The organism is Paenibacillus sp. JJ1722, assembly GCF_048282685.1.
In the GTDB taxonomy this organism is placed as follows: Bacteria; Bacillota; Bacilli; order Paenibacillales; family Paenibacillaceae; genus Paenibacillus; species Paenibacillus polymyxa_B.
The window spans coordinates 823,539-850,263 of record NZ_CP182500.1 but is presented as its reverse complement, the minus strand read 5'-3'; the positions used below and the strand labels follow the sequence as shown (position 1 = coordinate 850,263).

The window sequence follows — 26,725 nt, the reverse complement described above, 5'->3', positions numbered from 1 at the left end:
AAAATGCGGGGCATAGCTTGAGCAGTCTTACCGGCAAAAACGATCAAATGCACTGGTCAAATCAGCAGCGATCTGATCTGCCGAACGATCCTCCACCTGATGACGCTCGATGAAGTGAACCAGCTCGCCGTCTTTCAACAACGCGATAGAAGGGGAAGACGGTGGGTAAGGTGCGAAAAATTCGCGAGCCTTTGCTGTTGCTTCCTTGTCCTGTCCGGCAAAAACCGAATACAGATGATCTGGCGTAAGATCATGCTTCAGTGCTTCAGCCACACCTGGGCGGCATTGGCCTGCGGCACAACCACATACCGAGTTCACAACAACCAGCACTGTACCTTTAGCATTAGGCAGCTTGGCCTCCACATCTTCAGAAGTACGCAGTTCCTGAATCCCAAGATTCGTCAGTTCATCACGCATTGGCTGAACTGAATCTCTCATATATTGATCGAAAGACATAGACATATTCTTTCACTCCTTTTCCAAAAATCATGTATACTACGTTTCTAATTTCATCCTTTGCCGTAGTAAAGGCATGGACATCTAAACTTCATTATACAATCTTTTTCACGTAATTTGCAAAAATCCGGCTATATATTTGCACGATTATTTCTGTATCGAATTCATGACAGGAAACTCAGAATGATCCCGGTAAGTCGGAACGGTTCTACGCAATCGAACTTTAAACTGCGTGCCCATTCCCTCCACCGAATCTACGGCAATTGTACCGTGATGACGCTCCACTATACTTTGACATAAGGCCAGACCTAGACCTGTACCTTTCGTTTTCGTAGTGTAAAAAGGTTGGAACAGCTTTTCAAGCTGCTTTTGCGGAATTCCCGGACCTGTATCCTTTACTTCCATTTCCACGAAATCCCCTTCCTCATGAGTCGAAATGGTCAGCACTCCCTTTTCCCCCATAGCTTCCATCGCATTACGCGATAAATTAAGCAGCAATTGCTTCATTTCCTTAGGGTTCAAATGCAGCATCGTCACATGATCCTCTAACTTTAGCTCAATCGTCTGTCCCCTCAGATTCGCATCTGCCCACAATAAAGGCGTCAGTTCGCGAATAATATCATGCAGATGACATTGCTCCTTCTCGACAATTCGATTCTGGGCCAGTGAAAGAAAATCGTTAATAATCCCGTTCGCCCGGTCAAGTTCCTCCATCACAATGCGGTAATAATGGTTGAGGGATTCTGGGCTTTTCTCACGCATAAGCTGTAAAAAACCACGCACAACCGCCATCGGATTACGTATTTCATGAGTAATGCCTGCTGCCATCTGTCCAACCAGACTGAGCCTTTCAAAATTACCCAGCTCACTGCGCAGCGTCTCCAGCTCTGTAATATCTTGCAAGGCGATAATGACACCTGTCGTTTGGTTTGCATGTTTATCCCGAATAGGAAGGAAACTTGAGAAGAATACTTTGGGGGTAACATTTATAAAATCAGCCCCCGCCTCTCCTTCCAACGCTTTCGCAACTCGTTCGTTAACCGCAGGCAAAGCGCTAAAACCATATAACGAGGTGAATGGACGACCTACTACCTCAGGCAGCGTAATGTAGGGATCGTAGTCCCGATAGAGTTCCAGCATCGTTTTGTTCATATGTATAACTCGTTCTTCGCTGTCCAAAGTAACAAGAGATAACGGCATCAAATCCATAACTTGACGCAGCTTATCCACTTCAATTAAATATTTGCTCGTAAACTCAGTCACATCACGCCGTAACGCCAGCTTCTCAAAGGCATTATGCATCAGGCTCACGACCGTAAAACTTGCCAGTACCCCTGCACCAATATTCCAAAACGTTGTAAGTAAGTCAGGAATGTATACCGCAATATCCTGTTTGCCCCACAGTAGCGGAAATATCGCCTTAAACAGCATATCAGCCACAACATATGCGGAGATCAGGAGCTTTTTGTCCAACATTGTTCCTCTTTGAAAAAACTTGACATGCAGGAGCATAAAAGGAAAAAGGATAAAACCCGTGCCCACATACATCGGGGACATTTCTGTCGACTGGGCTATAATTAGGACTCCCATCAGTGCGGAAGCGGCGAGCACGAAGGCAGTGCGACGTCTACCGTACATGATGCCAACTGCAAGGGGAATAATACCGAGATTGGAAGGTAGACCATATGGAGACTGATATTGAAAGAGTGTACATAGCAATATGGCTGGCAAGCAACACAAATACAGTATTCCTTGATTGGGTCCAGGAAGCAGATTGCCACCCCAAACCTTTTTCTTATCCCCATAATCCGTTAATATAGAGAAAAAACCCGCCGATATAACGGCAAGGAGAACTTGGAGCACACTTTCCTTCAACGCAATTAACAAGGACTTCTCCCCCTCATCATCTTTCCTTGACGCCGTTAGTTGAATTAAAGCACAGGCTACAATATATTACAATATATGTGTTAAAATCCCGGTGTAGAACGACAAAATTTGCTAAATACTAGATGTTTATAAGAGGAGCGTTTTTACGCAATCCATATCCCTACAATTGAAAGATATACGCGTTTACTGTACTCGAAATCTATCTAAAGTGACGGTATTACGTTATGATGAAAAATCGGTTACGCCGTTCTGAATGATTTTGAAAATTTGTCGACGAAAAGGAAGAGGTTAATGACTTACGACGTTATTGTGATCGGAGGCGGCTCAGCCGGATTAATGGCTGCTGCTGCTGCCAGCGGTGAAGGTGCCAAGGTGCTTTTGCTGGAAAAGGGAAATAAACTCGGGCGTAAGCTGGGGATCTCTGGTGGAGGCCGTTGCAATGTCACGAATGCCAAAGAGCTGGACGAACTCATACGGCACATTCCCGGCAATGGCCGATTTCTGCACAGTGCACTGGCGGCTTTCGGCAATCGGGATATCATCGCCTTTTTTGAACAGTTGGGTATAGCCTTAAAGGAAGAAGACAACGGGCGTATGTTTCCAGTGACGGACAAAGCCAAAACAGTTGTCGATGCTTTGATCAACAAGGTACGCTCTCAAGGAGTCGAGATTCGGACAAGCTGTCCTGTTCAAGAGGTTATTTACAATGAAGGTCATACAGCTGGGGTGCGACTGCGTTCCGGTGAAATCCTACATAGCCGTAATGTCATTGTAGCCGTTGGTGGCAAATCCGTCCCGCATACAGGCTCGGAAGGTGACGGCTATGCATGGGCAGAACAAGCAGGGCATACCATTACGGAGCTGTATCCAACAGAGGTGCCGTTGACCTCAGGCGAGACGTTTATCCAGACGAAAGAGCTTCAGGGACTATCCTTACGCGACATCAGTCTGACCGTATGGAATGCGAAGCAAAAGAAAGTTGTCGTCCATGAAGGAGATATGATTTTTACACATTTTGGTCTATCTGGCCCGACTGCTTTGCGGTGCAGTCAGTTTGTCGTCAAGGGAATGAAAAAGGATAAGGTGAACACGGTGTTGTTGACTCTCGATTTGCAGCCTCACAAACATGCCGATGAAGTCTACCGTGAGACGCTGGAATTGGCATCGGTCGATGCTAAAAAAGCGATCAAAAACGTGCTTAAGCCTTATTTACCGGAACGCTTAATTCCATTGTTGCTCCAGCAAGCCGAACTGCGTGAGGACTTGACCTATGATCATATTCCCAAGCAGCAGTGGCAAGAACTTGCTCATCGCATTAAGGCGTTTCCAATCCGTGTGAACGGTACGCTCTCTCTGAAGGAAGCATTTGTTACCGGGGGCGGTGTGAATTTGAAGGAAATTAATCCGAAAACAATGGAGTCCAAGCTGATGCCTGGATTGTTCTTCTGCGGTGAGATTCTCGATATTCATGGTTACACTGGAGGTTATAATATTACAGCAGCGTTTACGACAGGGCATACAGCAGGAACCCAAGCGGCCGTAAGCGATTAAGACGCTGCGCGTAGGATTTGATCTTACGATCGCTGTTGCCACGGGATTCTCTTGATTATATAAAACATTTAAGGGTAAGAATTCCGTGGCAAAGGCGAACGCTGTCGCTTCTCCAGATTCAAATCCTCCGCTTCGCTAGAAACCGCCATTACATCCGCATTCTTATAGGAAAAGTAGGAAGGAAATCAAAAAGGCTTAAATCAGTCATGTTACTGATTTAAGCCTTTTTTTAAAAATGGCGTAAAGAACAAGCTCCATCTTGTTTTGACGTTTGCCGCTATTCTATACCTCAATAATGATAGGTAAAATCATGGGTCTTCTCTTCGTCTGACTGTAAATAAACCGGCCAACATCATCTTTTAACATCTGCTTAATCAGTCCCCACTGACTCATTTCGATTTCTGTTAACTCGTTCACTGTGGACATAATCGTGTCGTGGATCTGGCTCATGAGCTCTTCGGAATCCTTAACATATACAAACCCTCTTGATATGACCTCTGGCGTTGCGAGCATTTGCTTCTCGTTTTTGCTCAACGTCATCACAATAATCAGCATTCCGTCTGATGAAAGCTTTTTACGGTCTCGCAGTACAATATTACCTACGTCCCCTGTGACCAATCCGTCTACCAAGCTATTGCCTGCTGCTACTTTGGGGCCTAGGGATGCCCTTCCCTCTTCGATTTGAACAGTGTCACCGTTATGGACGATAAATACATTCTCCATCGGAATCCCCACAGACTCCGCTAGCTGACGATGCTGATACAACATCCTGAATTCGCCGTGTATGGGAATTAAAAACTCGGGTTTCATCAGGGTCATCATTAATTTTAATTCTTCCTGGCTGCCATGACCGGACACGTGCATCCCTGTGGTGCTGCCTGATCCATAAATAACGTTGGCGCCCAGTACGTACAGGTTATCAATGACCTGGGAAAGATTCCGTTCATTCCCGGGTATGGCTCCTGCAGCAATGATTACAGTATCACCAGGCAAAATTTCGATTCTGGGATGAAGGGAATTGGCTAGACGGGACAGTGCAGCCATTGGCTCGCCCTGACTTCCTGTACATAAAATAGCAATTTCTTCTGCAGGAAACCGTTCTGTTTCTCCCGCCTCAATCAACAAGTCCTCAGGCATGTGCAAGAAACCCAGCTCCTTAGCCACTGACACCACATTTATCATGCTGCGACCCAGTAGAACGAGTTTTCTGCCTGTTTCTACAGCCGCGTCAATGACTTGTTGGACACGGTTCACATTGGATGCAAACGTAGAAATAAATACTTGCTGTTTGGCTCTGGCAAAAGCATCCAAAATATGTCCGCCAACCAAACGTTCTGAAGGAGTAAATCCTGGCCTTTCGGCATTTGTACTTTCGGAGAGCAGCACTTTTACCCCCTTCTTTCCTATTTCAGCCATGCGATGAAGATCGGGGAAAGGTCCACTGACGGGAGACATATCGAATTTGAAATCCCCGGTATGGACCACATTTCCTTCCGGTGTCTGAAAAAAGACACCCAGGCAATCCGGGATACTGTGGACGGTAGTGAAAAAGGATGCCTGAATCGTTCCCGCTTGAACGGTTGAATCCGCATCTATAAGATGAAGCTCAGCATCACGTAAAAGGTTGTGCTCCCTTAACTTAATCTTAATTAATTCGATGGTGAGCTTTGTGCCATAAACGGGCATATTAATCTGCTTCAGCAGATAGGGAATACCTCCGATGTGATCCTCATGCCCATGAGTCACAATGAGCGCTCTGACTTTATCCTGATTTTCCAGCAGATAGGTGACATCCGGCACAATGAGGTCAATACCAGGCAAGTTCTCATCAGGAAACTTGGAACCACAATCGATAACGACAATATCCCGATCGTATTGGATAAAATACATGTTTTTCCCGATTTCATTAACACCGCCTAGAGCAGCAATGAGTAATCTATTATCAGCATGCATCAATTTTATTTCCTCCTTAGGAAAATGCTATCCATATTATTCATTTTCCACGTAAACTTATGCACAAAAAGAAACCCTTGTCTCTAAAAGACAGGGGCTCTCACTTGATTTATTAGATACCCACCGCAGCCGAAATAGCAGCAAAAATAGCAGCAACTAACCACAGGATCGGGAATAGCTTGAAGATTACCTTCAGCCACTGTCCAAAGCTGATCCGGGCAATGGCCAATCCCGCCAGCAGTACTCCGCCTGTCGGTGAAATTAGATTGGTTAACCCGTTACCGAATTGGTACGCTGTGACTACTGCTTCACGATTGATACCTACAAGATCGCCAAGCGGTGCAAGTACAGGCATGGTTAGTGCTGCTTCCCCCGAAGAAGATGGGACTAGGAAAGTAATAATATTATGTGCAACCAACATAATGGTAGTGAACAAGTAACTTGGCAATCCTTCCAGAATGCTTGCGAGTGCATTCAATACGGTATCGATGATCATACCCTGCTCGGCGATGATCAGAATTCCGCGGGCGAGACCTATGATCACTGCAGCGTAGATGAATTCTCCACACCCTTTTACAAAATTCTCAGCTATTTCCTTCTGGCTCATTTTAGTAACTACCCCGACAAAAAGACCGAGTGCGAAGAAAAGGGCACCAATTTCAGTCATATACCAGCCTTTGGACAAAATTCCCCAGACAATTGCTCCAAGCGTTACAATAAATCCACCTATTATTAATTTGTCCCGAAACGTGAAGACGACGTCCTCACCTGTATTTTCTTTTATAAATTGCTCACGATTTATAATATCACTCTGAAAAACAATGGATTTCTCCGGATTTCTCTTAACCCGATGCGCATACCACATCGTAAAGACAATAGAAATCATAGTAAATACAAGCCATTCAATAAATCTCAGCCAGAGCTGAGGATTCCCCTCCACTCCTGCGATCCCCTGGGCAATCAATACTGAAAATGGATTAACAGTCGAACCAACATAGCCAATTTGCGTTCCCAGAAATAGAATGAGAATAGCAGTCATAGAATCGAAGCCTAGGGCAAACATTAACGGAATAAAAATCGCATAAAGCGGAATAATTTCTTCGCTCATCCCAAAGGTAGAGCCTCCGAGACTGAATATAACCATGGCAATTGGAATAAGCAGAATCCCCTTATTCTTCAGCCGTCTGGCAAGAGCTGTCAGGGCACGATCGATGGCTCCCGTCTGCAGTATAATCCCGAAGGAGCCGCCCACAATAAGGACAAAAGAGACCACATCCGCGGCATTGATAATCCCCTCAATAGGAGCGCTTAGGATTTGAGGGAGTCCTTGTCTTAAATCACCGTTCTCACCAGTTTTGGGTACAGTGTGATAGGTTCCCGAAACGATCGCCGTTTTGGTCACACCGTTCACTGTCACTTCATGACGCTCAAATTGTCCGCTGGGCACAATCCATGTCAATGCGGCGACTGTAATAATAATCAAAAATATTAAAGTATAGCTATGGGGCAAGGATAATTTCCATTTCATATTCTTGATGTTCATGTTTATCCCTCATTCCAAGAATGGTTATACGTAACCTTCCCTCCCATAATGGTCAATATCACTTGGGCGTCCCTGATGTCACCAGCGGATGCGTTAAGGAGGTCGCGATCAAAAACGGCGATGTCAGCATATTTTCCAGCCTCTAGCGTGCCTGTAACCTCTTCCATATAACAATGTTTGGCTCCATTAATGGTCCATGCCTTTAAAACTTCGGATGGCGGCATCCCCCGATCGGGATACCAGCCTCCAGCAGGTGATCCGTCCGGAAATAACCGATGAGAAGCTGAGTACAGTGAATCGGGAACACTCGTGATAAATAAGGGCAGATCAGTCCCAATGGTTATTGGCACGTTAGCCTCCAGCATAGATTTATAATTATAAAACCGATTTTCATTACCTTTGCCTACCACAACAGGCATATAGGCCTCTTCATAGGTTGGATTCAGTAGCAGGATTTGAGCGTAGACTTCGGCAAAAATTTCGTTTTCACCCATTCTGATCAGATCATCTGGATGAGGATACTCTAGATCACTGATCGAATGTCTGATAAGGTGATTACCTTGTTGTTCGCGGCATTTTTCAATCATGGATACCGCTTGGCGAATCGCAGCATCACCTTCTGCAGTTAGGCAGCATTTGATACCTTGGCTGTCTGCTTCCAGCACAGAGGCTTCAATCTTTTTGTAGTCAACCGTCCTCAAAGTCGTTACTCCGGGCATATCTGCGTAAGGTTCCAGCATGTCCCCCGTATGATCTGCTACGACACCGTCAAGCATCAGCTTGTATCCTTGGAAACGAATAAGGTCTCCATTATAAAGTGCTTTATACTTCATACCGGTGGCAATATCAAGCGATTCAACAACGGGTTCAAGCGAGAAATGAAATCGGAGTGGCAGTTCCCCTGTTTCTTTCAATTCTTCTAGAATCGGCAGCAGCTCGCTATGCCGGTCAAAGCCAATATCTTTTATGGAAGTAACTCCTCGTGCAGCTAGTATGCGGCAAAACTCCAAAAACTCTTGTTTGACAAGGCTGTGGTCCTGCATCATAGCTTGGAGTAGCAAAGCTCGTGCCTCAGCACTGCATTGATCCGGCAAAAATTGATATTTCTCCTGAGCCAGTCGGTTCATCCAGCAGTAGCTTTTATTTAGGTTAATGGCAATTACCGCCCGATCAGGGAACAGCTCGTCCAACAAGCTTTGCTCAGGCAGCTTGCCCCATCCTTCCTCGCTCCAACCGTAAGCGGTTACATCTTTCCCTGGCGGAAGATTGTTTGCCGCTTGTAGCATGGATTCCACTGCTTCTTCAATCGAGGCTGCATGAGTCAAATCCACGCCCCGATGCATCGACATATATCCGGTAAAAAATACATGGTTGTCATGAACTCCTGGCATGATAAAAGCATCACCCAAATCACAGACAACCGTTCCCGCTCCTATCCAAGCTTGTGCTTCCTCGGGACGCCCCACTGCTGCAATACATTCTCCTCGCAGTGCAATAAACCCAGGTGAGGCTTCATTTTCCAAGCCATTAAAAATAGCATTTGACAGTAAAACTTTGTCCGATAATGTGTCATTCTTCCCTTGCACAATTTCACCCCCTCATTATTTATCCGCCCTATAACATAACGTAATATAACGTTATAATATTGCTTCTGCTTCTCTTATGAAGTGGAAGCAGAAGCTGCGCCGTACCTGAATAACATTACCTAACAGGCAACGGATTTATATTGAGAATTGATAACGGTCTCCAATGATGTACTGCTTACCTACATGAACGGGGCTTCCATGCTGATCATAAATAATCGTGTGCATGTAGAACAACGCCTGTCCGATGGCCGTCTCCAGCAGCTTTGCTTGGTATTCATCCGCCAAAGCGATTTGTAATATCGTCTCTCCCGGTTGGTTAGGATCGATGCTGTATTTATGACGCAGCAGTTCGTATACAGAGCCCTCCAACTGTTCTTCCATTAGAAAAGAAAATCGGTCATAAGGATAAAAGTTATTCTCCAGCATTAGCGGTCGATCACCGGCGTATCTCTTGCGCTGAATAAATAACACTTTTTCTCCTTGTGGCAGCTGCAACTGATGTGCAATTTCCTCATCTGCTTCTATGATTTCACGTTCTGTGACCACACTGTGTGAAGAGAGGCCGTTGGATTTGCAGGCAGCTGTAAAGCTGATGATATGTTCAATCTTCCGCCCAATTTTGGGTACATTGACAAAGGTACCTTTTCCTTGACGTTTGGTCAGATAACCTTCATGAACCAATTCGGCAATTGCTTTTCTTACGGTAATTCGACTTACATTGTAGGTCTCGCTTAGCTCAGTTTCGGTAGGTATACGACTTCCCTGCGTAAATGTTCCATTATGAATAGCGGTTTTGACTGCTTTTTGTAATTGAATATATAATGGCTCTGCTTGGTCTGAATTCAACATAATGTGCCCTCACTTGTCATATAACGTTATATTACTCCCACTTAGAGTATCAAATGTTACATATTCTTACAAGTGAAGATATTTGAAAATATTTTATTAGTAGCGGACGCCGTATCCGAAAGAACCTTCTACCAGACAGCTCTGGGCGGCAACCCTCGAGCCTTCTGCCATAGCGTCCTGAATGTTGCTATTTTTTAAAAAACTCAGTAAAAAGGCGGTTATATAAGAGTCTCCTGCCCCCATCGTATCCACAGCGTCAACGGAATCAGGCATTTGAAAATAGAACTTAGTACCATCATAGGCAATAGACCTATCTCCACCGCGTGTGGCTACCAGGATTTGCCCCTCTTTTTTTCGATTGGAGCGGATATAGTTCTGTGTCTCTTCATCCGTCATATGGCTGCAAGAGAAGAAAGCGAAATCGGCATACGCAATATATTTCTCCACTTGTGCATCTACGAAATCATCCGAAAAGTCAAAAGAAAGAGGGATTCCCAGCGTCTCCAATTCAGGCAGCAAGTGCCCTGTATGACTGTACAAGCCCGTGTGTATAAGGTCGAATCCGCCAACATAGGCCTTGTCTTCTTCACTCAGCTCCAGCGGATGGAGACGTGTAACTCCTCCCTCATTGCTGCCCAGAAATACTCTGTCTCCGTCTTCCAGGGTTACACGTGCGCAGCCGTTCTCACCGCTGTGATATCTGCACCGTGAAATGTCAATTTCCAGCTCACGGAGAATGTGTTCTACATGCTGCGCTTCGTTATCATCTCCGAATACTCCTATAAAGGCTGCATCTACTCCCGCTTTTTTGGCAAATACACTGAAATTAAGCGCATTGCCGCCAGGATACATCATGCGCAGATGAACATATTTATCTACCACATTATCGCCAATGCCTAGAACTTTCATGATGGTTTCCTCCTGTTGGTAAGAGCGCTTAGTAAGCTACTTTGCCCATATAACGGCGAGTTTCCAGTGGGTGATTGCGTACATTTGCGAGTGCTTCACGATAAACACATACAATGCTGTAAAATAAAACCGGGTTAAAAAACTCGACGACCTCGTCGGCAATGGTTCCGATTCCAAGCTCCTTCGCATCGATCACTTCCACTTTCTCGGCATATTGACTCAGGAAAGTCCGTGCCCGCTCATCCAGTGCCCGTGTGCGTCCTTCGTTGATCATCAGAATAAATGGAGTTTCTTTATCCGTTACTTCAAACGGACCGTGGAAAAATTCACCGGAATGGATTGAAGCCGCATGGAGCCATTGCATTTCCATCAGAGAACAGATAGCAAATCCGTAGGCATGTCCATAAGAAGCTCCGCTAGTCAGAATATAGAAGAGATCTTCATTGCGATATTTGTCAGCGAATACACTGGCACGCGGTTCAACTTGTATTTTTGCCCGGTTAATAATTCCATTGATTGCTCCCAAGCCGTTCTGGAAAGCTTGATAATGCACATAGCCTTCAGCGATTTGAAGCAGCTCAACAGTAAGCTCTAAAATAATAGCCATAGGGTTATTTTTGACATCGCTCTCATCTCCCCATTCGTAGAGGAATGAATAATCGGAATAATTGAGCAGTGTCGCTTCACTATTGTGGGTTAAGCCGATGGTGTAAGCGCCTTTCTCTTTGGCTGATTTAGCAGCCGCAACCGATTCCGGCGTGTTTCCACCATGGGAGCAAACGATGACTACTGCGTTTTTACCTAAACGTTTTGGCAGCGCGTGCACAAACTCATTCGCCGTATACATGCCTGCTACCAGCTTCTTTGCTTCACTATCCAGAAAATATTTTGAGGGATACATATCGACTAATGAGCCCCCGCAGGCTACTAAATAAACCTCTGAAATCTTCCCACTCGCTTGTTCATAAATCGTTTGAACCGTCTGATGTACATTCATTGTTATCTCTCCCTTTTATATAACGTTATATAACGTATTGTTTACGAGATAAATATAAGCGCTTTCAATAAAAGTGTCAAGCCCAATTATTCGATCAAATAGACTTTTTTTATAACCTGTCATTAAAAAAGCTCTAATCCTTTTATGTAAGGGATTAGAGGCTACTCCTGCAATATACGTACAAAAAAATGGTCTTACAGATGGGTTTGTCCGAATAAACTAATATAGACAAATACATAACATCAAATAATACTCAAGGAGGAAAAAGGACATTAATACGTTTATCAGTTATATTTTTCTCGGTTTGTCACTTTCCGCTCCCATTGGACCGATTAATGCCGCACAGTTGGATCGAGGTATTAAGAATGGGTTTTGGCACGCCTGGTTTATTGGGCTTGGTGCAATAACCGCAGATATAATCTATATGTTGCTTGTTTATTTGGGAATGATCCACCTTCTTAATGCCCCGTTTGTCAAAGCTTTTTTATGGATGTTTGGTTTTTTCGTACTTGTGTATACAGGTGTTGAAAGCATCAAAAATGCAGGTGTGATTTCAGAGTCTGAATTAAGGGGAAACGGTAATACCCTAACCAACTCATTTCTAGCGGGCTTCCTGATGTCATTATTCAATCCCCTCTCCATCCTGTTCTGGCTTGGGATTTACGGGTCCATACTCGCAAACGTCGCTAATACATATCCAGTACAACAGCTAATGATCTTTAGCGGAGCGATTGTATTAGGTGTGCTACTCTGGGATGTGACTATGGCAGCCGCTTCAAGTATTTTCCGTAGGTTTCTAAAAACCGGATTGCTTAAAACCATCTCTTGGATGTCTGGATTATCTCTTATCGGTTTTGGCTTTTATTTTGGTGTACAAGCATTTCAATTACTTTTTTTACACTAACTCTTTGGCTTCTTGGCAAAATTACCGAGATACCTTCGTATGTTTTCGGCGAATCCATTGTACGATAAGGTCACATATTGCAATTAACAAGACAAGCAATAAGCTGATGTACACTCCCGGACGGCTAAGCTTATGAAAAAATGATCCGACCACAGCCATAGCTATCAACAATAATCCAATCCAACGTTTAATATGGTTTGATCTACTCGATTCCAGTAGCTTACCTGAAGACAGCAAAATAAAGCACCAATTATACAACAGCATTAAACCCGCTGCAGTAGTGATATATTCATATACTTTTCCCGGTAGTAGCAACGACATTACGATGGCTGAGATTAATCCAACGGAGATCAAACTAAGTGCATATAGAGGATATTTACCCTTCCACTTCCGTGAAAATAATGTGGGTGCATCTCCTTCCTGTGCGAGTGTAATCATCATAGATGTCTCTGCATATAGGGATGCTGTCATTGTTGAGAACCCTGCAATAATAAGCACTCCATTAAATAAATGGGGCATAAAAACCAGATGATCGCTGCTGAGCGCAAGCACAAAAGGACTTTCTTTCGGGTTAAAGGCACTTAATGGCACCATAGACACAGCCAGACCAATCGAAAGCACATACACTGCAACCAGTGTAACCAGCATTACTTTTCCTGCTTTAGGTGCATCCTCCGGTTTTTGAAGCCGATTTGACATAATTCCGAGCACTTCAATACCTCCGTATGCATAAAAGGCAAAAATAAAAGATGACCACAATCCTATACCGCCGGTAGGGAAAAACTCTTTGTAACTGTTGGGGAGCTTTGGATTATATTTTCCTCCTCCGATCCAGCCTGCCAAAAGAGCAACGGCCAAGACCAGAAACATAACAATAGCTGCCATCTTAATGATGGCCAATACATTTTCAACTCGATCAAAACCCTTATTGCCAAAAAAAACAATCACAAGCCCTAAAATCCCGAAGCCTGCTGCAAAGATCCACATCGGTACCTGAGGAAACCAAAAACGTGAGAATATAGACAACGCAGTTAACTGGCTCCCATTAATAAGGAGTTCCGAAAACCAATATACCCAGCCACTGCCGAATCCTGCCCAACTTCCAAATGCTTTTTGGGCATAGGAACGGAAAGAACCCTGTTCAGGCTGATCTGCCGTCATTCGTGAAAGAGCATCAAACACTACATATGTTCCAACCGCTGCCAAAAAGTACGCAATCAGTACGGCTGGACCGCCAATAGAAATCGCTAAGCCGGACCCCAGAAAATATCCTGTACCGATAGTACCTGCAACTCCTAACAAGCTAAGTTGCCACCATTTTAGTTTTTGTTCTTTTTGCATATCAGACGGTTTGTCCATTTAAAAAATCACCCTACTCCTGAATTTTGAGACAGATCTCTCCATTCTTTAGATTGCCCTCTCCAATATATTTCATGTGAATGAATGACTCTTCTTTATCAATAAAAAAGCACCAGCTAACCCGCTCAAGGTTTACTGGTGCTTTTTACTTCACAAAACATTTGGAACATAAACAACCGCCTAATCGACATAGCGTCATCATTTGGGTCAAATATGGATGCTTCCAGAAAATCCATCCACTTCGTCTTCCGGTTGTTGATCAGAGCTGACGTTGTGCTCCCCAGTTGTGTTGCTGTACGTTCGAGAGGAACCGTTTTTATACGCTTCACTCCAATCCTCATTGATCGTGTGCGCTGGGATAATCCAGTCCTCCGGGCTATAACCTGGATTTTGTACACCGACATTTCCTTGCAGATCGGGAATTGCATCCGGTCTAGAGAAAAGAGTCCCTGCCTCAATCATACTTCCTTCGTAGGCTTGGCAAATCTCCAATGCAGACAGCACATCCTGGTTCTCAATATGAACGCTGAGTCCTGTGTCACCATTTGTGCTGGCAGAGTATCCAATTTCCTTTAATGTTTCACAGGCTTGGGCAGCTTGCTGCGGATCACGAAATTGAAAACGGAAAGAACCCGTATCCATGTGTTTCATCTCCTCTGAAGTAGCTTATTTTGTTAATTGGGGTTCATTAGGTTAGGTATGTTATTTTTAATATAACCAACCGGAACAGTATTTTTACATTCAAAACCTTTATTTTTCAAAAATTTACTTTAAAGCTTTGAAATTAAATAGTTAAAAAAGCAGCTACTGTGACAAATCGCATGTTTTCGCTACGTAAATCCCTTTATGCTAGTAACAAGGGTATGGTTGCCCGGTCATCCGAGCCGAGCGGTCAAAGGATGCCCAAATCCATACATAAAGGCGGAATGAAGATGATAGATTACCGAACATTGGTGACACAGCAATCCATGCATTTGTATAGCGTGTTTGCCAAGTCATTCAAAAGTGTAAACGAACATGCGGTTGCTGGCATCAAAACGGTGGGCTTCAACCCAACGGCCTTCGCCGTGATGGAAGTTTTATATCACAAGGGCGCGCAGCCAATCCAACAAATTGGAGCAAAGCTGCTTCTGCAAAGCGGAAATGTCACTTATGTTATTGACAAGCTGGAAAGCCGCGGTTATTTGCACCGTCACCCGTGCGACCAAGATCGTCGGATTATATATGCAGAATTGACGGACGAAGGACAACGTGTCATGGACGAAATTTATCCTGATTATACACGTCAGATTGAACGTGCCTTTAGCGGAATCAGTGAAACCGAAAGAGATCAACTCATCGGCTTGCTCAAAAAATTGGGCCGTAGCGCTGATAACCTGTCACCTTATCACAAATAGAACGAATAGTAATTTTAGCAACTGATCGTTTGTGAATAAACGAACAATCTTATAGCTGTGCTAAACAAAAATTTAGATTTACACAGAAAAGTCCACCCTTATATTCATGGGTGGACTTTTCATATACCTGAATAGAGCGAAATATGCCCAAGCTTACGAGCAGCATAAGTACCTGCTATCGACTAAAATGTTTGACCACTACATTATTAAAAATTGCTGGACCGCCATCGGAAAACAGAGTGATTTTCTGATCCTCTAACCGTGGAAATATTAAAGAGGAATAAGCTACTTCTCCACCATCGACAAACACTTCAATACTGGTTTTATCGACGAGAATGTTCAGGTGGACCTTTTTCTTATCGGGATCAAAAGGCGCCTTGCTCTCTACATATTTTCCACTCTGATCCGGCTGCCCCGTGTTCGCTCTGTTTACGTAAGAGTATTGACCGTCCACTGAGACACCCACATCGACATGACGCTTGCCATCCGTCGACTCTCGAAGCCTCAATCCTACATTTTTTAACGTGGACCAAGAGACATCCGCCTCTAGCTGATAGGCATCGCCTGCTACCGGAAGCCGGTGAGTACCCTCTACTTTAATCGTTCCTAATGATTTTTTGGATGTTTGGAATCGCTCCAAATTGGGTACCGGCTGTGAAACCAATCGATATCCAGCATCTGCCGTATGTTTCAGTCGAATTTGGCGAACAATCGAATCCATTCCATTAAAGCCTTCCTTTAGGGTAGGCGTGTTATTGGCATAATCCCAATTGTTCATCCAGGCCAGAGCATAACGGTGACTATATTTATCTTTGTCTTTTCCTTCCTCGAACGTAACTGCACCATACCAGTCAAACCCATAATCCAGCCACTCAGGTTCACTGTGATCAGGGAGAAATGCTTCTCCATTAAAATCTCCCGTCCAATAGGCATACGTGTTGGGCCCGCCTGTTGATTTGCTATTGGCGCTCACGCCTAGAATCCATTGATAGGTTCCATCATCCGCACGCATCCGGTAAAGGTCAGGACACTCCACAAGCCCGATATTTTCCGTTTGAAAGCCACTCGTATACCGCCAATTCTTTAAATTATCAGACTCATAAAAGCCAATCTTTGTTCCCTCTGCCATGACCATCACCCATTGATTACGTTGAGTATCTCGGATGATTTTGGGATCTCTGAAGTCCTTTGTACCTGGGTTGGACATCACAGGCTTGTTGCGGTAAGAAGTAAACGTCTTGCCTTTGTCCTTACTGTACCACAAAAATTGTTCCTGCTTTCCGCCATCTGCGGAGGGCTGTGTCACAATGGCTACCAGCGTGCCTTTTCCAAAACCTGCGGTATTATTATCATCGATCACGACCGAACCGGACCAAGGATCTCCATTTGGGTTCGTATATTTTGGAATCGCCACCCCTTCATCTTTCCAATGTACCAGGTCGGTTGATGTGGCATGTCGCCATTCTGTACCGTTCTTTTTGGGATAGTCACGATTATACAAATAGTAATAATGATATTTTCCATCAAAATAAATGGGCCGTTGAGGATCATTCTTCCACTTATCCGGAACAGTAAAATGATAGGATGCCCGATAGGTCGGTGTTTTATGCTTACTTTGATTAGCTTGATTTTTGGGAATTGCAGCAGGTTTTTGGGGTTTGGCTGCATCCTTTTGGTACATACTCCATCCCATAGCTATAAATATAGTTAAGCCTGTGATGATTACAACGGATCGTATCCAAATGCTCTTGGGAGCTTTTTTTCTCATTATGACGATCCTCCTTACCTCTCATTGCATTGTTATGTATCGTCCGACGGACGGCAGATCGGTAAACTACCAAACCGCCGCCTTCGGACATACTGCATATACCTACTTATTTCTTCCCATACTCATTTGGAGATTCTTTTTTGTCATTCGTTGGATCAACCGTGATTTGCCCTTGCTCCAAAATACCGTTTTTCACAACAGACGTTTTCGAGCCTTTAATATTCAGCAGGAAGCTTGGCGCGAAAGTAGATTTGTGATCTGGGAAAAGCCCTCGATTAGTCATATAACTCGAAACGACTACGTTATTGCCTTTGCCTTGCGGGATAGCAAAATGGGCATACGTCCAGGTAATATCATCACGATCCAGATCCTGATGAAGAACGAGACCGGTTCCATTCAACGGTTTATAAGGCCCTGTCAAGGAAGTAGAAACATAACCCAGCATGTAAATATCATCGTCTCCGATCGCATCTACAGTCACCTTGGAACCTCTTGTACTCGTAAATAAATACCACAAACCGTTCATTTTGAACACATTCGCCCGTTCAATTTCATCTGTTACCAGATTGGAAGCAATCAAAGGAGGCATTACATTTTTCAACGTATAATCATCATTCAATTCAACGATGCCCAGTGCGCCGTTCGCCAGCTCAGCTCCTTTTTTCTTAGGACTTTGCTGCAGATTAGAAAGCTCTTCCCTGAAGAATTTCTTATTGCCGCCATAATAAGCTGAGTTTTGAAGCGAATCTTCGCCTTGGTAGCCTGTCTCTGTCCCTGTATTGGCTTCAAATATAATATATTTGTGGCCTTGATCCTCGACATAGTGAGGGTCTCTAAACGTATGGTTATCCATATCCACTCCGACGCTTTGCTGCACATTTTGATAGGTTTTCCCATCTCCACCGTCATAGATCGATTTCAAATCCTCGACTCCATCTACTTTCAGTGTCTTATCATCAGGCTGAGAGACATTAATTTGAGCCGTGCTCAAGGTTTGCTTGCCGTATAATGTGTTATTCGGATCATAGGGCTGTCTGCTGGTATAAAATAAACGTACTTGTCCATCAGAGGTTAAGGTAGCTGAACCTGACCATTCTTCTGACTGATTTTTTAGAATCGGATCGTTGGCAAGCAATTTATCATTGTCTTTAAATACTCTGCCGGCATTTTTCCAGCCGCTCAGTGAAGTATTGCCCGCTTTTTGATAGAACAGGTATATGAATGTATCCTCGCCTCTTTTAGGATCGCCTGCCAATCCAAAAACGATATTATACCCTTTGTAATTGGCTACTGTGCCATCGGCATTTTGTAACGGCCAAGAGTCCCAGACATCGAAATCAATTAGCTTGCCTGAGCTGTCGCGACCAATAGCAGAAGGAATATTCTTAATTGTAGACGCATCGAAGGACGGAACCTCATATTTTTCTTTGCCTTGCTGTTTGAAAATATTCAGCATGTCATTACGCGTAATTTGGGTAAATGCATTGTCTGTTTTGAGATCAGATGCATCATTTTCCTCGGCAAAAGCCTGAACGCCGCCTCCTAACAGCAAGGTAGTTGCTACTGTTGCAGTGGCTGCTTTACTGAACCATTTGTTAAACTTCAAGTACTCCATCTCCCTTAATCTAATTATGCTTCTAGATTTGAAACCCAACTTTTTGGTTGGTAGGGCCATTTTATATGGTATGTCAAACGATTGATATAGACTGAAAAGCCCTATTATGTGAGGTAAGCAAACAGGTGCCTCTTGAATTTCATCCTCATATTTTCCTAGTAATTTTCTGAAAATTCCTATATTTTTCATTTTTATTACATTCAGAAAAATTTGCTACTTGATTTTTTTCCGTGTCCCATTTTGCTAGGTTGGTTGCTTCATTCACATGCAAAATCGTTCTAAAATAAATCATACAAAGCCCGATTTGTAAGCGGGTTCAAAAAAATGGTTCCTTAGTACCCTACAGCTCAATTCAGAAACATATTTTTTGTTACAATTTCTTAAGACTTTTTTACCATTTTGTTACCTATACCCTATGGATATATAGCAACTCTAGGGGATTTTTATCTCCTTTTTGTATACTGGGGAATTTATCGGTCCTATACGAGGTGGCTATTTTGCTGAATCAGTAGGAGGAGAGACCATTGCATAAAGAGACAGCCCGGACCCTTATTTGGTGTACCGGACTGTCTCTTTATCATGAAAGATTTATATTATTTTTTATGCATGTTCTCTTTGTGGTGTCTTTACGCGCTGATCTGCCTCTTCTTCAGTGCCCGGCGGACGGTTCCGCAGTCCGAGGACGACAAACCAGCTAATAACCGCAATAACGACCATGATAACGAACAGGGAATGCAGACTGTTTTCCAATACAGAACGAAGTAATCCGGCAACCTTGTCACTTAGACTCTGTGAAGCATGAGGTGCAAGCAGACCGTTAATATCCTCCTGCGTTACCCCTTGCTGTGTAAGCTGTCCGTCTGCTGTCTGGGCAGCAATGCGATAATTCAGCCATGAACCGAAGGCTGCAACCCCGATCGTTTGCCCCAACGTGCGCAGGAATGTATTCAAAGCTGTAGACGCGCCACGCAACTGGAACCCGACCGAGGACTGGGCAATAATCGTAAACACAGTCATCGAGAAGCCAAACCCCAGTCCATACAACAATGTAGACAGGAACAGCAGCCAGATCGGAGCCGTTTGGCCCATCAAGGTCATGACGAAAGCCCCCAAAACAATCAGGGTCAGCCCAATCAAAGAGGTTCGACGTGAGCCCAGGGTCAGCAAAATGCGTCCTCCGATCATGGAGCCAAATAGCCAGCCTACGGACATTGGAGCCAGCGCGAGACCAGATGAAGCGGCATCTCCACCGTGTACACCTTGAATCCATAGTGGAAGATAGCTAGTCAGTCCGATCAGCAGGGTGCTGACTAACAGTGCTGCGGCACAGGAAAAAGCGATATCCCGTATCCGAAATAGCTTTAGTGGCACCATCGGTTCCTGAGCGCGTTTTTCGATAACCAAAAACAGAATCAGGAACAAAATGGCTACGGCAGCCAAGGCCAACAATTCAGGAGAAGCCCAGCCGATATACTGCCCGCCCAGTGCCAATACGAGCAAGAGGGCTGTCATCCCGATGGTAAAGGTAACCGCTCCCGGCACGTCGATACGCGCAGTACGCTTGCTTACCTGTTCCCGCAAGTAACGGGCGATGAAGAACATAGCCAGCAATCCAAAGGGAACGTTAAAACCGAAAATCCACTCCCAGCCAAAATAGGTAACCACATAACCACCCAAGAGAGGCCCGATCAGGGAAGAAATCCCCCATACGGAGCTAATCATGCCTTGGACTTTGCCGCGTTCCTCCATTTTGTAGATATCACCGATGATGGTAAAAGTAACAGGAATGACACCACCCGCACCAATACCCTGAATGGCCCGGTAGATAATAAGTTGCTCCATACTACCAGCCAGCATACAAAGCAAAGAGCCAAGTACAAACAACGAACAGCCGATTAAAAATATGGGTTTTCGGCCAAACAAATCGCTAAGCTTGCCGAAAATGGGTGTGGTCACAGCCATAGTCAGCAAATATGCCGTAAAAATCCAACTGAGCAAATTCACGCTGCCCAGCTCGCTAACAATCGTCGGTCCCGCCGGACCGATAACCGTTCCTTCAATTGCGGCCAGAAAAGTGGCCAATAGAACACCTGTCAGCACGAGTCCGCGCTTCATGGGTTTATCGTTTGCCAAGCAAATCACAAATCCTTCCCTTATAAAAACTGTGTTGTATCTGTGCGCGGTTTGCCTTTCCAGATTGGATTATTACCCGCACTGCATAATCGTAAACAGGCGGCCTATATAGGCCGCCTGTTTTGTACGATGTATATATATTATTGTCTACATGTCGTTAATTTTTGTCAACTGTAATCGTATGATAAATCTCACTATTTTCCACTTTATAGAGATGACCCTCTTCCATGCACAGAACATCGCTGGCAAAGCTTTCAGCCACCTGCATATCGTGGGTGATGACCAGAAAAGCCGCACCTTCGGCAGACTGCTCTGTGCACATACGGAGCAGAATTCTCGCCCCTTCGTAATCCGTTCCTGCGGTAGGCTCATCCAGAATGTATAGCTTTTTGGGCAAGATGAACTGTGCCGCAACGCTCAAGAGTCTTTTTTCGCCTCCACTTAGTAGGTACGGGGAGGCATCCAGTCTGTGCTCCAGCCTGGCGGCGGCCAGTAAGCGCTGCGCCCGTTCCACATATGCGGCGGGAACCGGCTCACCGGTCCGTAAACCAAGCTTGGCGCGCACGCTGTATAAGCACTCCTCCCACACCGTTGCAGCTGCAAACTGATGCTCTGGCTGCTGGAACACATAGCCGATTCCGGCAGCCAGCTGGTGAATTGGCAGCTTCGCCATATCCTGCCCCTCCCACCGCATGCACCCCTTCGGTGCTGGGAGCAGGCCCATGAGCAACTTGCCGAGCGTGGTTTTACCCGAGCCGTTCTCACCCAGCAACACGGCTCGTTCACCGGGCGCAAGAGCTAGGCTCACGCCCTTTAGCGCTGCCCGCTGGCTACCGGGATAGGTGAAGGTCAATCCCTTCACCTCCAACAATGGCTGCCCAGCGCGGTCTGCCGCTGAGCCGGGATTCACCTCCGGCTCACCCGTCATGTCTCCCCTCCCTGCGGAAGAGGGGAGCAGCCCCAAAGCGGCCAGCTGCGCACCATGTTCGCGCAGCAGCGTTTCGGGCGGACCCTGCAGCTGCACGGTCCCGCCCTTCAAGACGATGACGCGCTGCGCTGCCCGCACGCCATCGTCTATGCGGCCGGACGCGGTAACCACCGTCCGACCCGCCGCGTGGAGCCGCCGACATAACTCTACGAAGTCGCGTACAGCCGGCGGGTCCAACTGCGCAGCTGCGTCGTCGAACACGACCAGCGGCGCTTCCAACGCCAGTACCGCAGCAATCGCGGTGCGTTGGCGCTGGCCTCCCGAGAGGCGCCGCACGAAGGAGTCGCGCTCGGGAGCTAGGCCGACGGCTTCCAGCGCAGCAGCAATGCGCTGCGCTATTTCTGCCGGAGGCACGCGCAGGTTCTCCGGCCCAAAAGCAATCTCATCTTCGACGATTCCCTGCACCAGCTGGGCATCCGGGTCCTGAAGCACGACGCCAACAGTGGTGGCGACAGTAGCCAGATCAGCGATATCGGGGTCCATCCCGTACACGGTCAGCTCCCCTGTCCGTTCGCCCTCACCGGAACGGGACAATCCACCATGAAGCAGCTGACATAGCGTAGACTTTCCACTTCCACTAGCTCCGACAATGGCTACATGCTCACCCACCGCAATGTCCAGTGTCAGACCATGTAACGCTGGCTCTACCTGATCATCATACCGATAGCCAAAATTCTTCAAGGATACGGCTATTTTACGGCTAGAATTATAATCGCTATGTTCAATCATAACTGAAATATCCTCGATCCCCATTGTTGAAGATATAACCACATGCATAGCCACGGCTATGCACGTGAAGCGCGTCCCAGTTCAAACCGTTTTAACAGTCCCGTACGATTTAAGGCATCGCCCAGCACTTTCGTCAGCAGACCGCACAGGACAATGCCGCTCAGGATACGAACGACCAGTGCAATCGTCAGCACCTTCCACCCCCAATGCATATAGCCAAACATATTGGCTGCGACAATAAACCACAGCGGAACCATAGCCCCACCCACTAGCATCAGCGAAACTGCGTTCCAGCGCCGATACCGCAACAAGGCAAATACCAACTCAGCCGCAATCATATAGCAGACAGCCGCCGCGATAATAGAAGCAATTCCATAGGCAGAGCCCATAAAAGACTGCACTACCGCGCCAAATGCATAAGCAATAACCGCCGTACCTGGCTTACGAATAATATAATAGGCCAACAAGCCGTATATCATGTACAGCCCGACAATAGCGGAAGTTGCGATAGGCCCTCCCAGACTGTTTAATGTTTTGTTAATGAGCGACAAATACACGGTCATGACGCCGTTCAACGTGGCCAGCATCGCCATGAGTACGATATCCAGCGTTGTAAACTTTGCAAACATACGAGATTCCTTCATATGTATTTCTTGACTCCTCTCCCTATCTAATCTATAAGATTACAGCTCTGATCCTTGTACAAGCTGCTACTGTATAAATGTATTCATTTGCAGCCTTATTGTCAACCTAATTATATTTTACAGGTTGACAATAAGAACAAAAATAAGAGGCTTCACTTTATAAGCTCCACCATAAAACAGCCGTAGTTAATACAGCAGTCACAGCACATAAGTTGCCTACACGCCCATTGTTCAGTGTACGAAGATATGTCCGTTCTGCATAAGCGCCGAAACCTTTGCCCTCCATAGCCAGCGCCGTCTGCTGAACCCGTCTTACAGCATTCACCAACACGGCAGCCGCATACCCGCTCCACCATGATAACCGATTGCCCCACCCTCGTGGTGGTTCCTGTCCACGAACACGCCGTGCTGCCATAATTGTTCGCCCTTCTTCTTCCAATAAGGGGAGAAACGTCAGTGCCACTGAAATACCGAACGCAAACCGATAAGGAACACGCAAGCGCAGATTCAATGCCTGCACAAAATCTCGGGGATCGGTCGTCGAGAGATAGATATAAGATGCCAAAAACAACACAAAAATCCGCAACGTTAACGCCCCTGCGATATCCAGTCCCTCTGCTGTAATGACAATGGGTCCCCATGAAGCCACGGTATGTCCTTCTCGAATCGCTAGGATAGACAGTATAAAATACGGGATACCTAAACCAATCAGGAACGACATAGCCCGAAGTTGGCGTGCTAAGGTCAAACGTGCGCCCAAGCCAGCCACAGCAATCAGTACAGCCAAGAGTGCTGCTTCCCGCAACGTCGAATCCCATGCCATCGACAGGAGGCTAAAGCACCCCACCCATATTAGCTTACTTAACGGCCCTAGCCTGTGCAGCGGCGACGAACCGCCGTTATACTGAAACAGCATTTCGTTGTGCCTCCAGTCTGAGCCATTCTTCATGCAGTAAAGAATACATCAGCATATCCTTAAAGCCTGTAGATGTATGCTGTACCTGCCGCAACAGTCCTTCCTGTGTCCAGCCCATCGAGGACAGCAGGGCTTGCGAGCCTGTATTACGCGGGTCCACCAGCGCTTCGATCCGATTCAACCGAATCGTGTTATACCCGAATGACAGCACCAAGCGTAGCGCCTCGGTCATGTAACCCTGTCGCCAATAAGGCTTGGCTATCTCATAACCAATCTCGGCTTTATAAGCTCCCTCCGTCTGCCAATAATTAAACCCACAGCTTCCAATCAACTTCCCATTCTCCTTCAGTTCTATTCCCCAGCGCAGCGCATCCTCCGTCTTCGCCAGCTCATTCAACAACTCAATCATATCCTCTGCATCCTCACGTCCTGACATACCAGAAAGGTTCATATAACGGTGAACCTCCGGGTCAGACCAGCAAGCGAACATCGTAGCCGCATCCCCGCTTTCCATCCTTCGCAGCCGAAGACGCGGACTTTCCAGCGGTGGTATATGCCCCTTACATGCATATGCACACATGTTCAATCATCCTTCCAACATTAAAATGACAATAAATATACGCTACATTTAAGCATACACCTTTAACAAACACAACCTTATTTAAAACTGAGAAGCTTAAATATATAAATAGCCCTCCTGTTCCTAGGATTAGGAATTAGAAGGGCATCTTCTATATTATAAGAGATTAAACCGTGCGAGCTTGTCTTCCGAATCAAAATTATCGAGCCTCTAAGCCTTTAAGAAGAGACTCGGGTATTGGTGCGAGTCGGTTTCTTCACAACATCCTTGTACAGTACGCCCAGCATCGACTGAATTTCCTGTAATTCATCGATCCCTGCACCGGTAATGCTAAACATATCATCATGCGGTGTCAGAAAGTTTTCCTGCGTCAAGTTTTCAAGCTCCTGCTTGACCTCACGTTCTCCTACACGGTAACCGCGTTCTTCCAACACAGGTTGAATATCTCTTACCGTGAGATCGTTCTGATGTGCATAAGAAAGCATCTGTATACGGATAAACAAGTTCTGAACATCTGCATGCATAATTGCAACTCCTCCCTGGCCTAGGCCAACCATGTTACACTGTTTTTACCCATAGAGGATAAGCTGGAAACAGATGAGGGCAACCCTTGCTGGATTACTTTATATACTGTTTGCCCCGCTAAAACGTATAGCTTATCCCCTTCCCAAAATGATTCTGTACAGAGGTTAGAGTACGGAGATACCCAAAGGTTACAGAGTGATTTTTCACTTGACTGAATATATACAATCGTTATATCTTAAATTAATTAACCAATGGTAAAAGCGAATTGCATAATTACCTATTTTTGACGATATATACAACAGTTAATGTAAAAATTTAATGTTAGGAGCGTGAACTCTACATGTTTCAAACCATACCTTACGAGGGCACACGTCATGAACAATTCGAATCGGTTCTCGGACAACTCCGGGCACTTATTCATGATGAATCCAATACCATTGCCAATCTGGCGAATGCTTCAGCACTACTTGGTCATTTCCTTCCAGATATTAACTGGAGCGGCTTCTATCTTTATGATGGTACTGAGCTTGTACTTGGTCCTTTCCAGGGCTTACCTGCATGTATACGGATTCCATTGGGACGTGGCGTATGCGGTACCGCAGCAGCTGAGCAACGAACACTTGTTGTAGATGATGTGCATGCGTTTCCAGGACATATCGCCTGTGACGCTGCTTCCAATAGTGAAATCGTTATTCCCCTTGTCAAGAATGGGGAACTGATTGGAGTGCTGGACATTGACAGCCCGCTAAAAGGCCGCTTTGATCACGAAGATCGTGTATTCCTAGAGGAATTTACGGCTATTCTGGTGTCTAGCTTGTAACCAAAATTGTGCATATATATGGTCTCCCTTCGCCACAATAAATGAGGGTCTGAAACCCAAAATTATGCGGCGAAGGAGATTGATGATTCATGTACAACAACATGGCTCCACAACAACAACTTCATCAATGTGAACAAATCATGCAGCAATTGGTACAACAAACACAGCAAGGAACTGCCATGTATCAGCAGTTGCTGCAACAGGAACAACAAAATGCATCCAGTCTTGAAAGCCTGGTGCAACGTGAACGAAGTGCAGCTCAAATGATCCAAACTGCAATTCAGCATCACCAGCAGGCTATGCAGCAGTACCAGCAAGTTATTCAACTGTGTAGTCAGTTGGAAAACTCCATCCGTTCCAGCAGTCAAATGACTCAGCCCGGATTTGGCGATAGCTACGCCTCACGCAGTATGCAACCATCCTCCTATAATGCAGGAAGCCACATGAATCACAGCTTCCCGCAACACATGGGGACGACTGGACAGCATTATGTAAGCGGTAGTGGCATGCAGCAGTACGGAAACAACAGCCAGCAAGGCATGAGAGCGACACAAAGCAGCATGTAAACTGCTCTACACACAAAAAGGGTGAACAGCAGGCCATCGGAATTGGCTTG

Annotated in this window: 23 protein-coding genes; 5 read left to right on the top strand and 18 right to left on the bottom strand. The window is 45.6% G+C overall.

Annotated elements, in window-relative coordinates; all coding sequences use genetic code 11:
- Positions 1-27 precede the first annotated feature (27 nt).
- Both ACM1ND_RS03885 and ACM1ND_RS03880 read right to left on the bottom strand, forming a co-directional pair.
- Positions 28-462 carry a BrxA/BrxB family bacilliredoxin gene (locus ACM1ND_RS03885; RefSeq protein WP_023986978.1) on the bottom strand — a complete coding sequence of 145 codons (435 nt, stop codon included), beginning with the start codon at positions 460-462 and terminating at the stop codon, positions 28-30.
- Between the two features lie 141 nt (positions 463-603).
- Complete coding sequence (locus tag ACM1ND_RS03880) at positions 604-2,343, bottom strand: two-component system sensor histidine kinase NtrB (RefSeq protein WP_028541021.1); 1,740 nt, start codon at positions 2,341-2,343, stop codon at positions 604-606.
- 291 nt (positions 2,344-2,634) lie between these two features.
- On the opposite strand from ACM1ND_RS03880, the gene ACM1ND_RS03875 reads away from it, so the two are divergent.
- Complete coding sequence (locus ACM1ND_RS03875; RefSeq protein ID WP_272639854.1) at positions 2,635-3,894, top strand: NAD(P)/FAD-dependent oxidoreductase; 1,260 nt, start codon at positions 2,635-2,637, stop codon at positions 3,892-3,894.
- A 282-nt stretch (positions 3,895-4,176) separates the two neighbouring features.
- Here the strand turns inward: ACM1ND_RS03875 and ACM1ND_RS03870 are convergent, their stop codons facing one another.
- From ACM1ND_RS03870 to ACM1ND_RS03845, 6 genes are all read right to left on the bottom strand, one after another.
- The gene (locus tag ACM1ND_RS03870; RefSeq protein ID WP_418027988.1) at positions 4,177-5,847 is read right to left on the bottom strand and encodes a ribonuclease J; all 1,671 of its coding nucleotides are present in this window, start codon (positions 5,845-5,847) and stop codon (positions 4,177-4,179) included.
- Positions 5,848-5,959: 112 nt separating this feature from the next.
- Positions 5,960-7,390: a YfcC family protein gene (locus ACM1ND_RS03865; RefSeq protein ID WP_028541024.1), complete on the bottom strand. Its 1,431-nt coding sequence runs from the start codon at positions 7,388-7,390 to the stop codon at positions 5,960-5,962.
- A 2-nt stretch (positions 7,391-7,392) separates the two neighbouring features.
- The gene (locus ACM1ND_RS03860) at positions 7,393-8,976 is read right to left on the bottom strand and encodes an amidohydrolase (RefSeq protein ID WP_418027085.1); all 1,584 of its coding nucleotides are present in this window, start codon (positions 8,974-8,976) and stop codon (positions 7,393-7,395) included.
- 135 nt (positions 8,977-9,111) lie between these two features.
- A complete protein-coding gene (locus ACM1ND_RS03855) occupies positions 9,112-9,825 on the bottom strand; it encodes a GntR family transcriptional regulator (RefSeq protein WP_220026973.1) in 714 nt (237 codons plus the stop codon).
- Positions 9,826-9,921: 96 nt separating this feature from the next.
- The gene (locus tag ACM1ND_RS03850; protein WP_069080921.1) at positions 9,922-10,734 is read right to left on the bottom strand and encodes a PfkB family carbohydrate kinase; all 813 of its coding nucleotides are present in this window, start codon (positions 10,732-10,734) and stop codon (positions 9,922-9,924) included.
- Positions 10,735-10,762: 28 nt separating this feature from the next.
- Positions 10,763-11,731 (bottom strand): SIS domain-containing protein, encoded by a 969-nt coding sequence (locus ACM1ND_RS03845; protein ID WP_053324625.1) that lies wholly within the window; start codon positions 11,729-11,731, stop codon positions 10,763-10,765.
- Positions 11,732-12,002: 271 nt separating this feature from the next.
- On the opposite strand from ACM1ND_RS03845, the gene ACM1ND_RS03840 reads away from it, so the two are divergent.
- A complete protein-coding gene (locus ACM1ND_RS03840; protein WP_081047444.1) occupies positions 12,003-12,635 on the top strand; it encodes a LysE family transporter in 633 nt (210 codons plus the stop codon).
- 21 nt (positions 12,636-12,656) lie between these two features.
- Here ACM1ND_RS03840 and ACM1ND_RS03835 read toward each other — a convergent pair whose 3' ends face one another.
- Both ACM1ND_RS03835 and ACM1ND_RS03830 read right to left on the bottom strand, forming a co-directional pair.
- On the bottom strand, positions 12,657-13,994 hold the full coding sequence (locus ACM1ND_RS03835; protein WP_418027084.1) for an amino acid permease: 1,338 nt from the start codon (positions 13,992-13,994) through the stop codon (positions 12,657-12,659).
- 207 nt (positions 13,995-14,201) lie between these two features.
- Positions 14,202-14,636: a hypothetical protein gene (locus ACM1ND_RS03830; RefSeq protein ID WP_053324623.1), complete on the bottom strand. Its 435-nt coding sequence runs from the start codon at positions 14,634-14,636 to the stop codon at positions 14,202-14,204.
- Between the two features lie 290 nt (positions 14,637-14,926).
- Between ACM1ND_RS03830 and ACM1ND_RS03825 the strand changes: the two genes are divergently transcribed.
- On the top strand, positions 14,927-15,391 hold the full coding sequence (locus ACM1ND_RS03825) for a MarR family winged helix-turn-helix transcriptional regulator (RefSeq protein ID WP_013369372.1): 465 nt from the start codon (positions 14,927-14,929) through the stop codon (positions 15,389-15,391).
- Positions 15,392-15,566: 175 nt separating this feature from the next.
- Here the strand turns inward: ACM1ND_RS03825 and ACM1ND_RS03820 are convergent, their stop codons facing one another.
- The 8 genes from ACM1ND_RS03820 to ACM1ND_RS03785 form a co-directional block, all read right to left on the bottom strand.
- Positions 15,567-17,159 (bottom strand): glycoside hydrolase family 32 protein, encoded by a 1,593-nt coding sequence (locus ACM1ND_RS03820; protein ID WP_418027083.1) that lies wholly within the window; start codon positions 17,157-17,159, stop codon positions 15,567-15,569.
- Between the two features lie 106 nt (positions 17,160-17,265).
- The gene (locus ACM1ND_RS03815) at positions 17,266-18,765 is read right to left on the bottom strand and encodes a glycoside hydrolase family 68 protein (RefSeq protein ID WP_316243291.1); all 1,500 of its coding nucleotides are present in this window, start codon (positions 18,763-18,765) and stop codon (positions 17,266-17,268) included.
- Positions 18,766-19,374: 609 nt separating this feature from the next.
- On the bottom strand, positions 19,375-20,889 hold the full coding sequence (locus tag ACM1ND_RS03810; RefSeq protein WP_023986965.1) for an MDR family MFS transporter: 1,515 nt from the start codon (positions 20,887-20,889) through the stop codon (positions 19,375-19,377).
- Positions 20,890-21,064: 175 nt separating this feature from the next.
- Entirely contained in the window at positions 21,065-22,624 is a 1,560-nt protein-coding gene (locus tag ACM1ND_RS03805; RefSeq protein ID WP_418027984.1) for an ABC transporter ATP-binding protein, read from the bottom strand.
- A 56-nt stretch (positions 22,625-22,680) separates the two neighbouring features.
- Positions 22,681-23,268: an ECF transporter S component gene (locus ACM1ND_RS03800; RefSeq protein WP_023986963.1), complete on the bottom strand. Its 588-nt coding sequence runs from the start codon at positions 23,266-23,268 to the stop codon at positions 22,681-22,683.
- A gap of 157 nt (positions 23,269-23,425) precedes the next feature.
- Positions 23,426-24,184: an energy-coupling factor transporter transmembrane component T family protein gene (locus ACM1ND_RS03795; RefSeq protein WP_023986962.1), complete on the bottom strand. Its 759-nt coding sequence runs from the start codon at positions 24,182-24,184 to the stop codon at positions 23,426-23,428.
- Positions 24,168-24,764 carry a GNAT family N-acetyltransferase gene (locus tag ACM1ND_RS03790; RefSeq protein WP_023986961.1) on the bottom strand — a complete coding sequence of 199 codons (597 nt, stop codon included), beginning with the start codon at positions 24,762-24,764 and terminating at the stop codon, positions 24,168-24,170. The genes ACM1ND_RS03795 and ACM1ND_RS03790 overlap by 17 nt, the downstream gene beginning before the upstream one ends.
- A gap of 218 nt (positions 24,765-24,982) precedes the next feature.
- Positions 24,983-25,288, bottom strand: coding sequence for a hypothetical protein (locus tag ACM1ND_RS03785; RefSeq protein WP_028541032.1), 306 nt, complete (start codon positions 25,286-25,288; stop codon positions 24,983-24,985).
- A 341-nt stretch (positions 25,289-25,629) separates the two neighbouring features.
- On the opposite strand from ACM1ND_RS03785, the gene ACM1ND_RS03780 reads away from it, so the two are divergent.
- On the top strand, positions 25,630-26,109 hold the full coding sequence (locus ACM1ND_RS03780) for a GAF domain-containing protein (protein ID WP_023986959.1): 480 nt from the start codon (positions 25,630-25,632) through the stop codon (positions 26,107-26,109).
- An 89-nt stretch (positions 26,110-26,198) separates the two neighbouring features.
- Positions 26,199-26,675: a hypothetical protein gene (locus ACM1ND_RS03775; protein WP_023986958.1), complete on the top strand. Its 477-nt coding sequence runs from the start codon at positions 26,199-26,201 to the stop codon at positions 26,673-26,675.
- The last annotated feature ends 50 nt before the right edge of the window (positions 26,676-26,725 follow it).

Bases quoted from the DNA above. Each gene is read 5' to 3' on its own strand.
- ACM1ND_RS03810 (WP_023986965.1), bottom strand. From the start codon at position 20,889: ATGAAGCGCGGACTCGTGCTGACAGGTGTTCTATTGGCCACTTTTCTG.
- ACM1ND_RS03885 (WP_023986978.1), bottom strand. From the start codon at position 462: ATGTCTATGTCTTTCGATCAATATATGAGAGATTCAGTTCAGCCAATG.
- ACM1ND_RS03785 (WP_028541032.1), bottom strand. From the start codon at position 25,288: ATGCATGCAGATGTTCAGAACTTGTTTATCCGTATACAGATGCTTTCT.
- ACM1ND_RS03780 (WP_023986959.1), top strand. From the start codon at position 25,630: ATGTTTCAAACCATACCTTACGAGGGCACACGTCATGAACAATTCGAA.
- ACM1ND_RS03825 (WP_013369372.1), top strand. From the start codon at position 14,927: ATGATAGATTACCGAACATTGGTGACACAGCAATCCATGCATTTGTAT.
- ACM1ND_RS03820 (WP_418027083.1), bottom strand. From the start codon at position 17,159: ATGAGAAAAAAAGCTCCCAAGAGCATTTGGATACGATCCGTTGTAATC.
- ACM1ND_RS03795 (WP_023986962.1), bottom strand. From the start codon at position 24,184: ATGCTGTTTCAGTATAACGGCGGTTCGTCGCCGCTGCACAGGCTAGGG.
- ACM1ND_RS03790 (WP_023986961.1), bottom strand. From the start codon at position 24,764: ATGTGTGCATATGCATGTAAGGGGCATATACCACCGCTGGAAAGTCCG.
- ACM1ND_RS03835 (WP_418027084.1), bottom strand. From the start codon at position 13,994: ATGGACAAACCGTCTGATATGCAAAAAGAACAAAAACTAAAATGGTGG.
- ACM1ND_RS03800 (WP_023986963.1), bottom strand. From the start codon at position 23,268: ATGAAGGAATCTCGTATGTTTGCAAAGTTTACAACGCTGGATATCGTA.
- ACM1ND_RS03855 (WP_220026973.1), bottom strand. From the start codon at position 9,825: ATGTTGAATTCAGACCAAGCAGAGCCATTATATATTCAATTACAAAAA.
- ACM1ND_RS03850 (WP_069080921.1), bottom strand. From the start codon at position 10,734: ATGAAAGTTCTAGGCATTGGCGATAATGTGGTAGATAAATATGTTCAT.
- ACM1ND_RS03805 (WP_418027984.1), bottom strand. From the start codon at position 22,624: ATGATTGAACATAGCGATTATAATTCTAGCCGTAAAATAGCCGTATCC.
- ACM1ND_RS03830 (WP_053324623.1), bottom strand. From the start codon at position 14,636: ATGGATACGGGTTCTTTCCGTTTTCAATTTCGTGATCCGCAGCAAGCT.
- ACM1ND_RS03875 (WP_272639854.1), top strand. From the start codon at position 2,635: ATGACTTACGACGTTATTGTGATCGGAGGCGGCTCAGCCGGATTAATG.
- ACM1ND_RS03865 (WP_028541024.1), bottom strand. From the start codon at position 7,390: ATGAACATCAAGAATATGAAATGGAAATTATCCTTGCCCCATAGCTAT.
- ACM1ND_RS03870 (WP_418027988.1), bottom strand. From the start codon at position 5,847: ATGCATGCTGATAATAGATTACTCATTGCTGCTCTAGGCGGTGTTAAT.
- ACM1ND_RS03845 (WP_053324625.1), bottom strand. From the start codon at position 11,731: ATGAATGTACATCAGACGGTTCAAACGATTTATGAACAAGCGAGTGGG.
- ACM1ND_RS03775 (WP_023986958.1), top strand. From the start codon at position 26,199: ATGTACAACAACATGGCTCCACAACAACAACTTCATCAATGTGAACAA.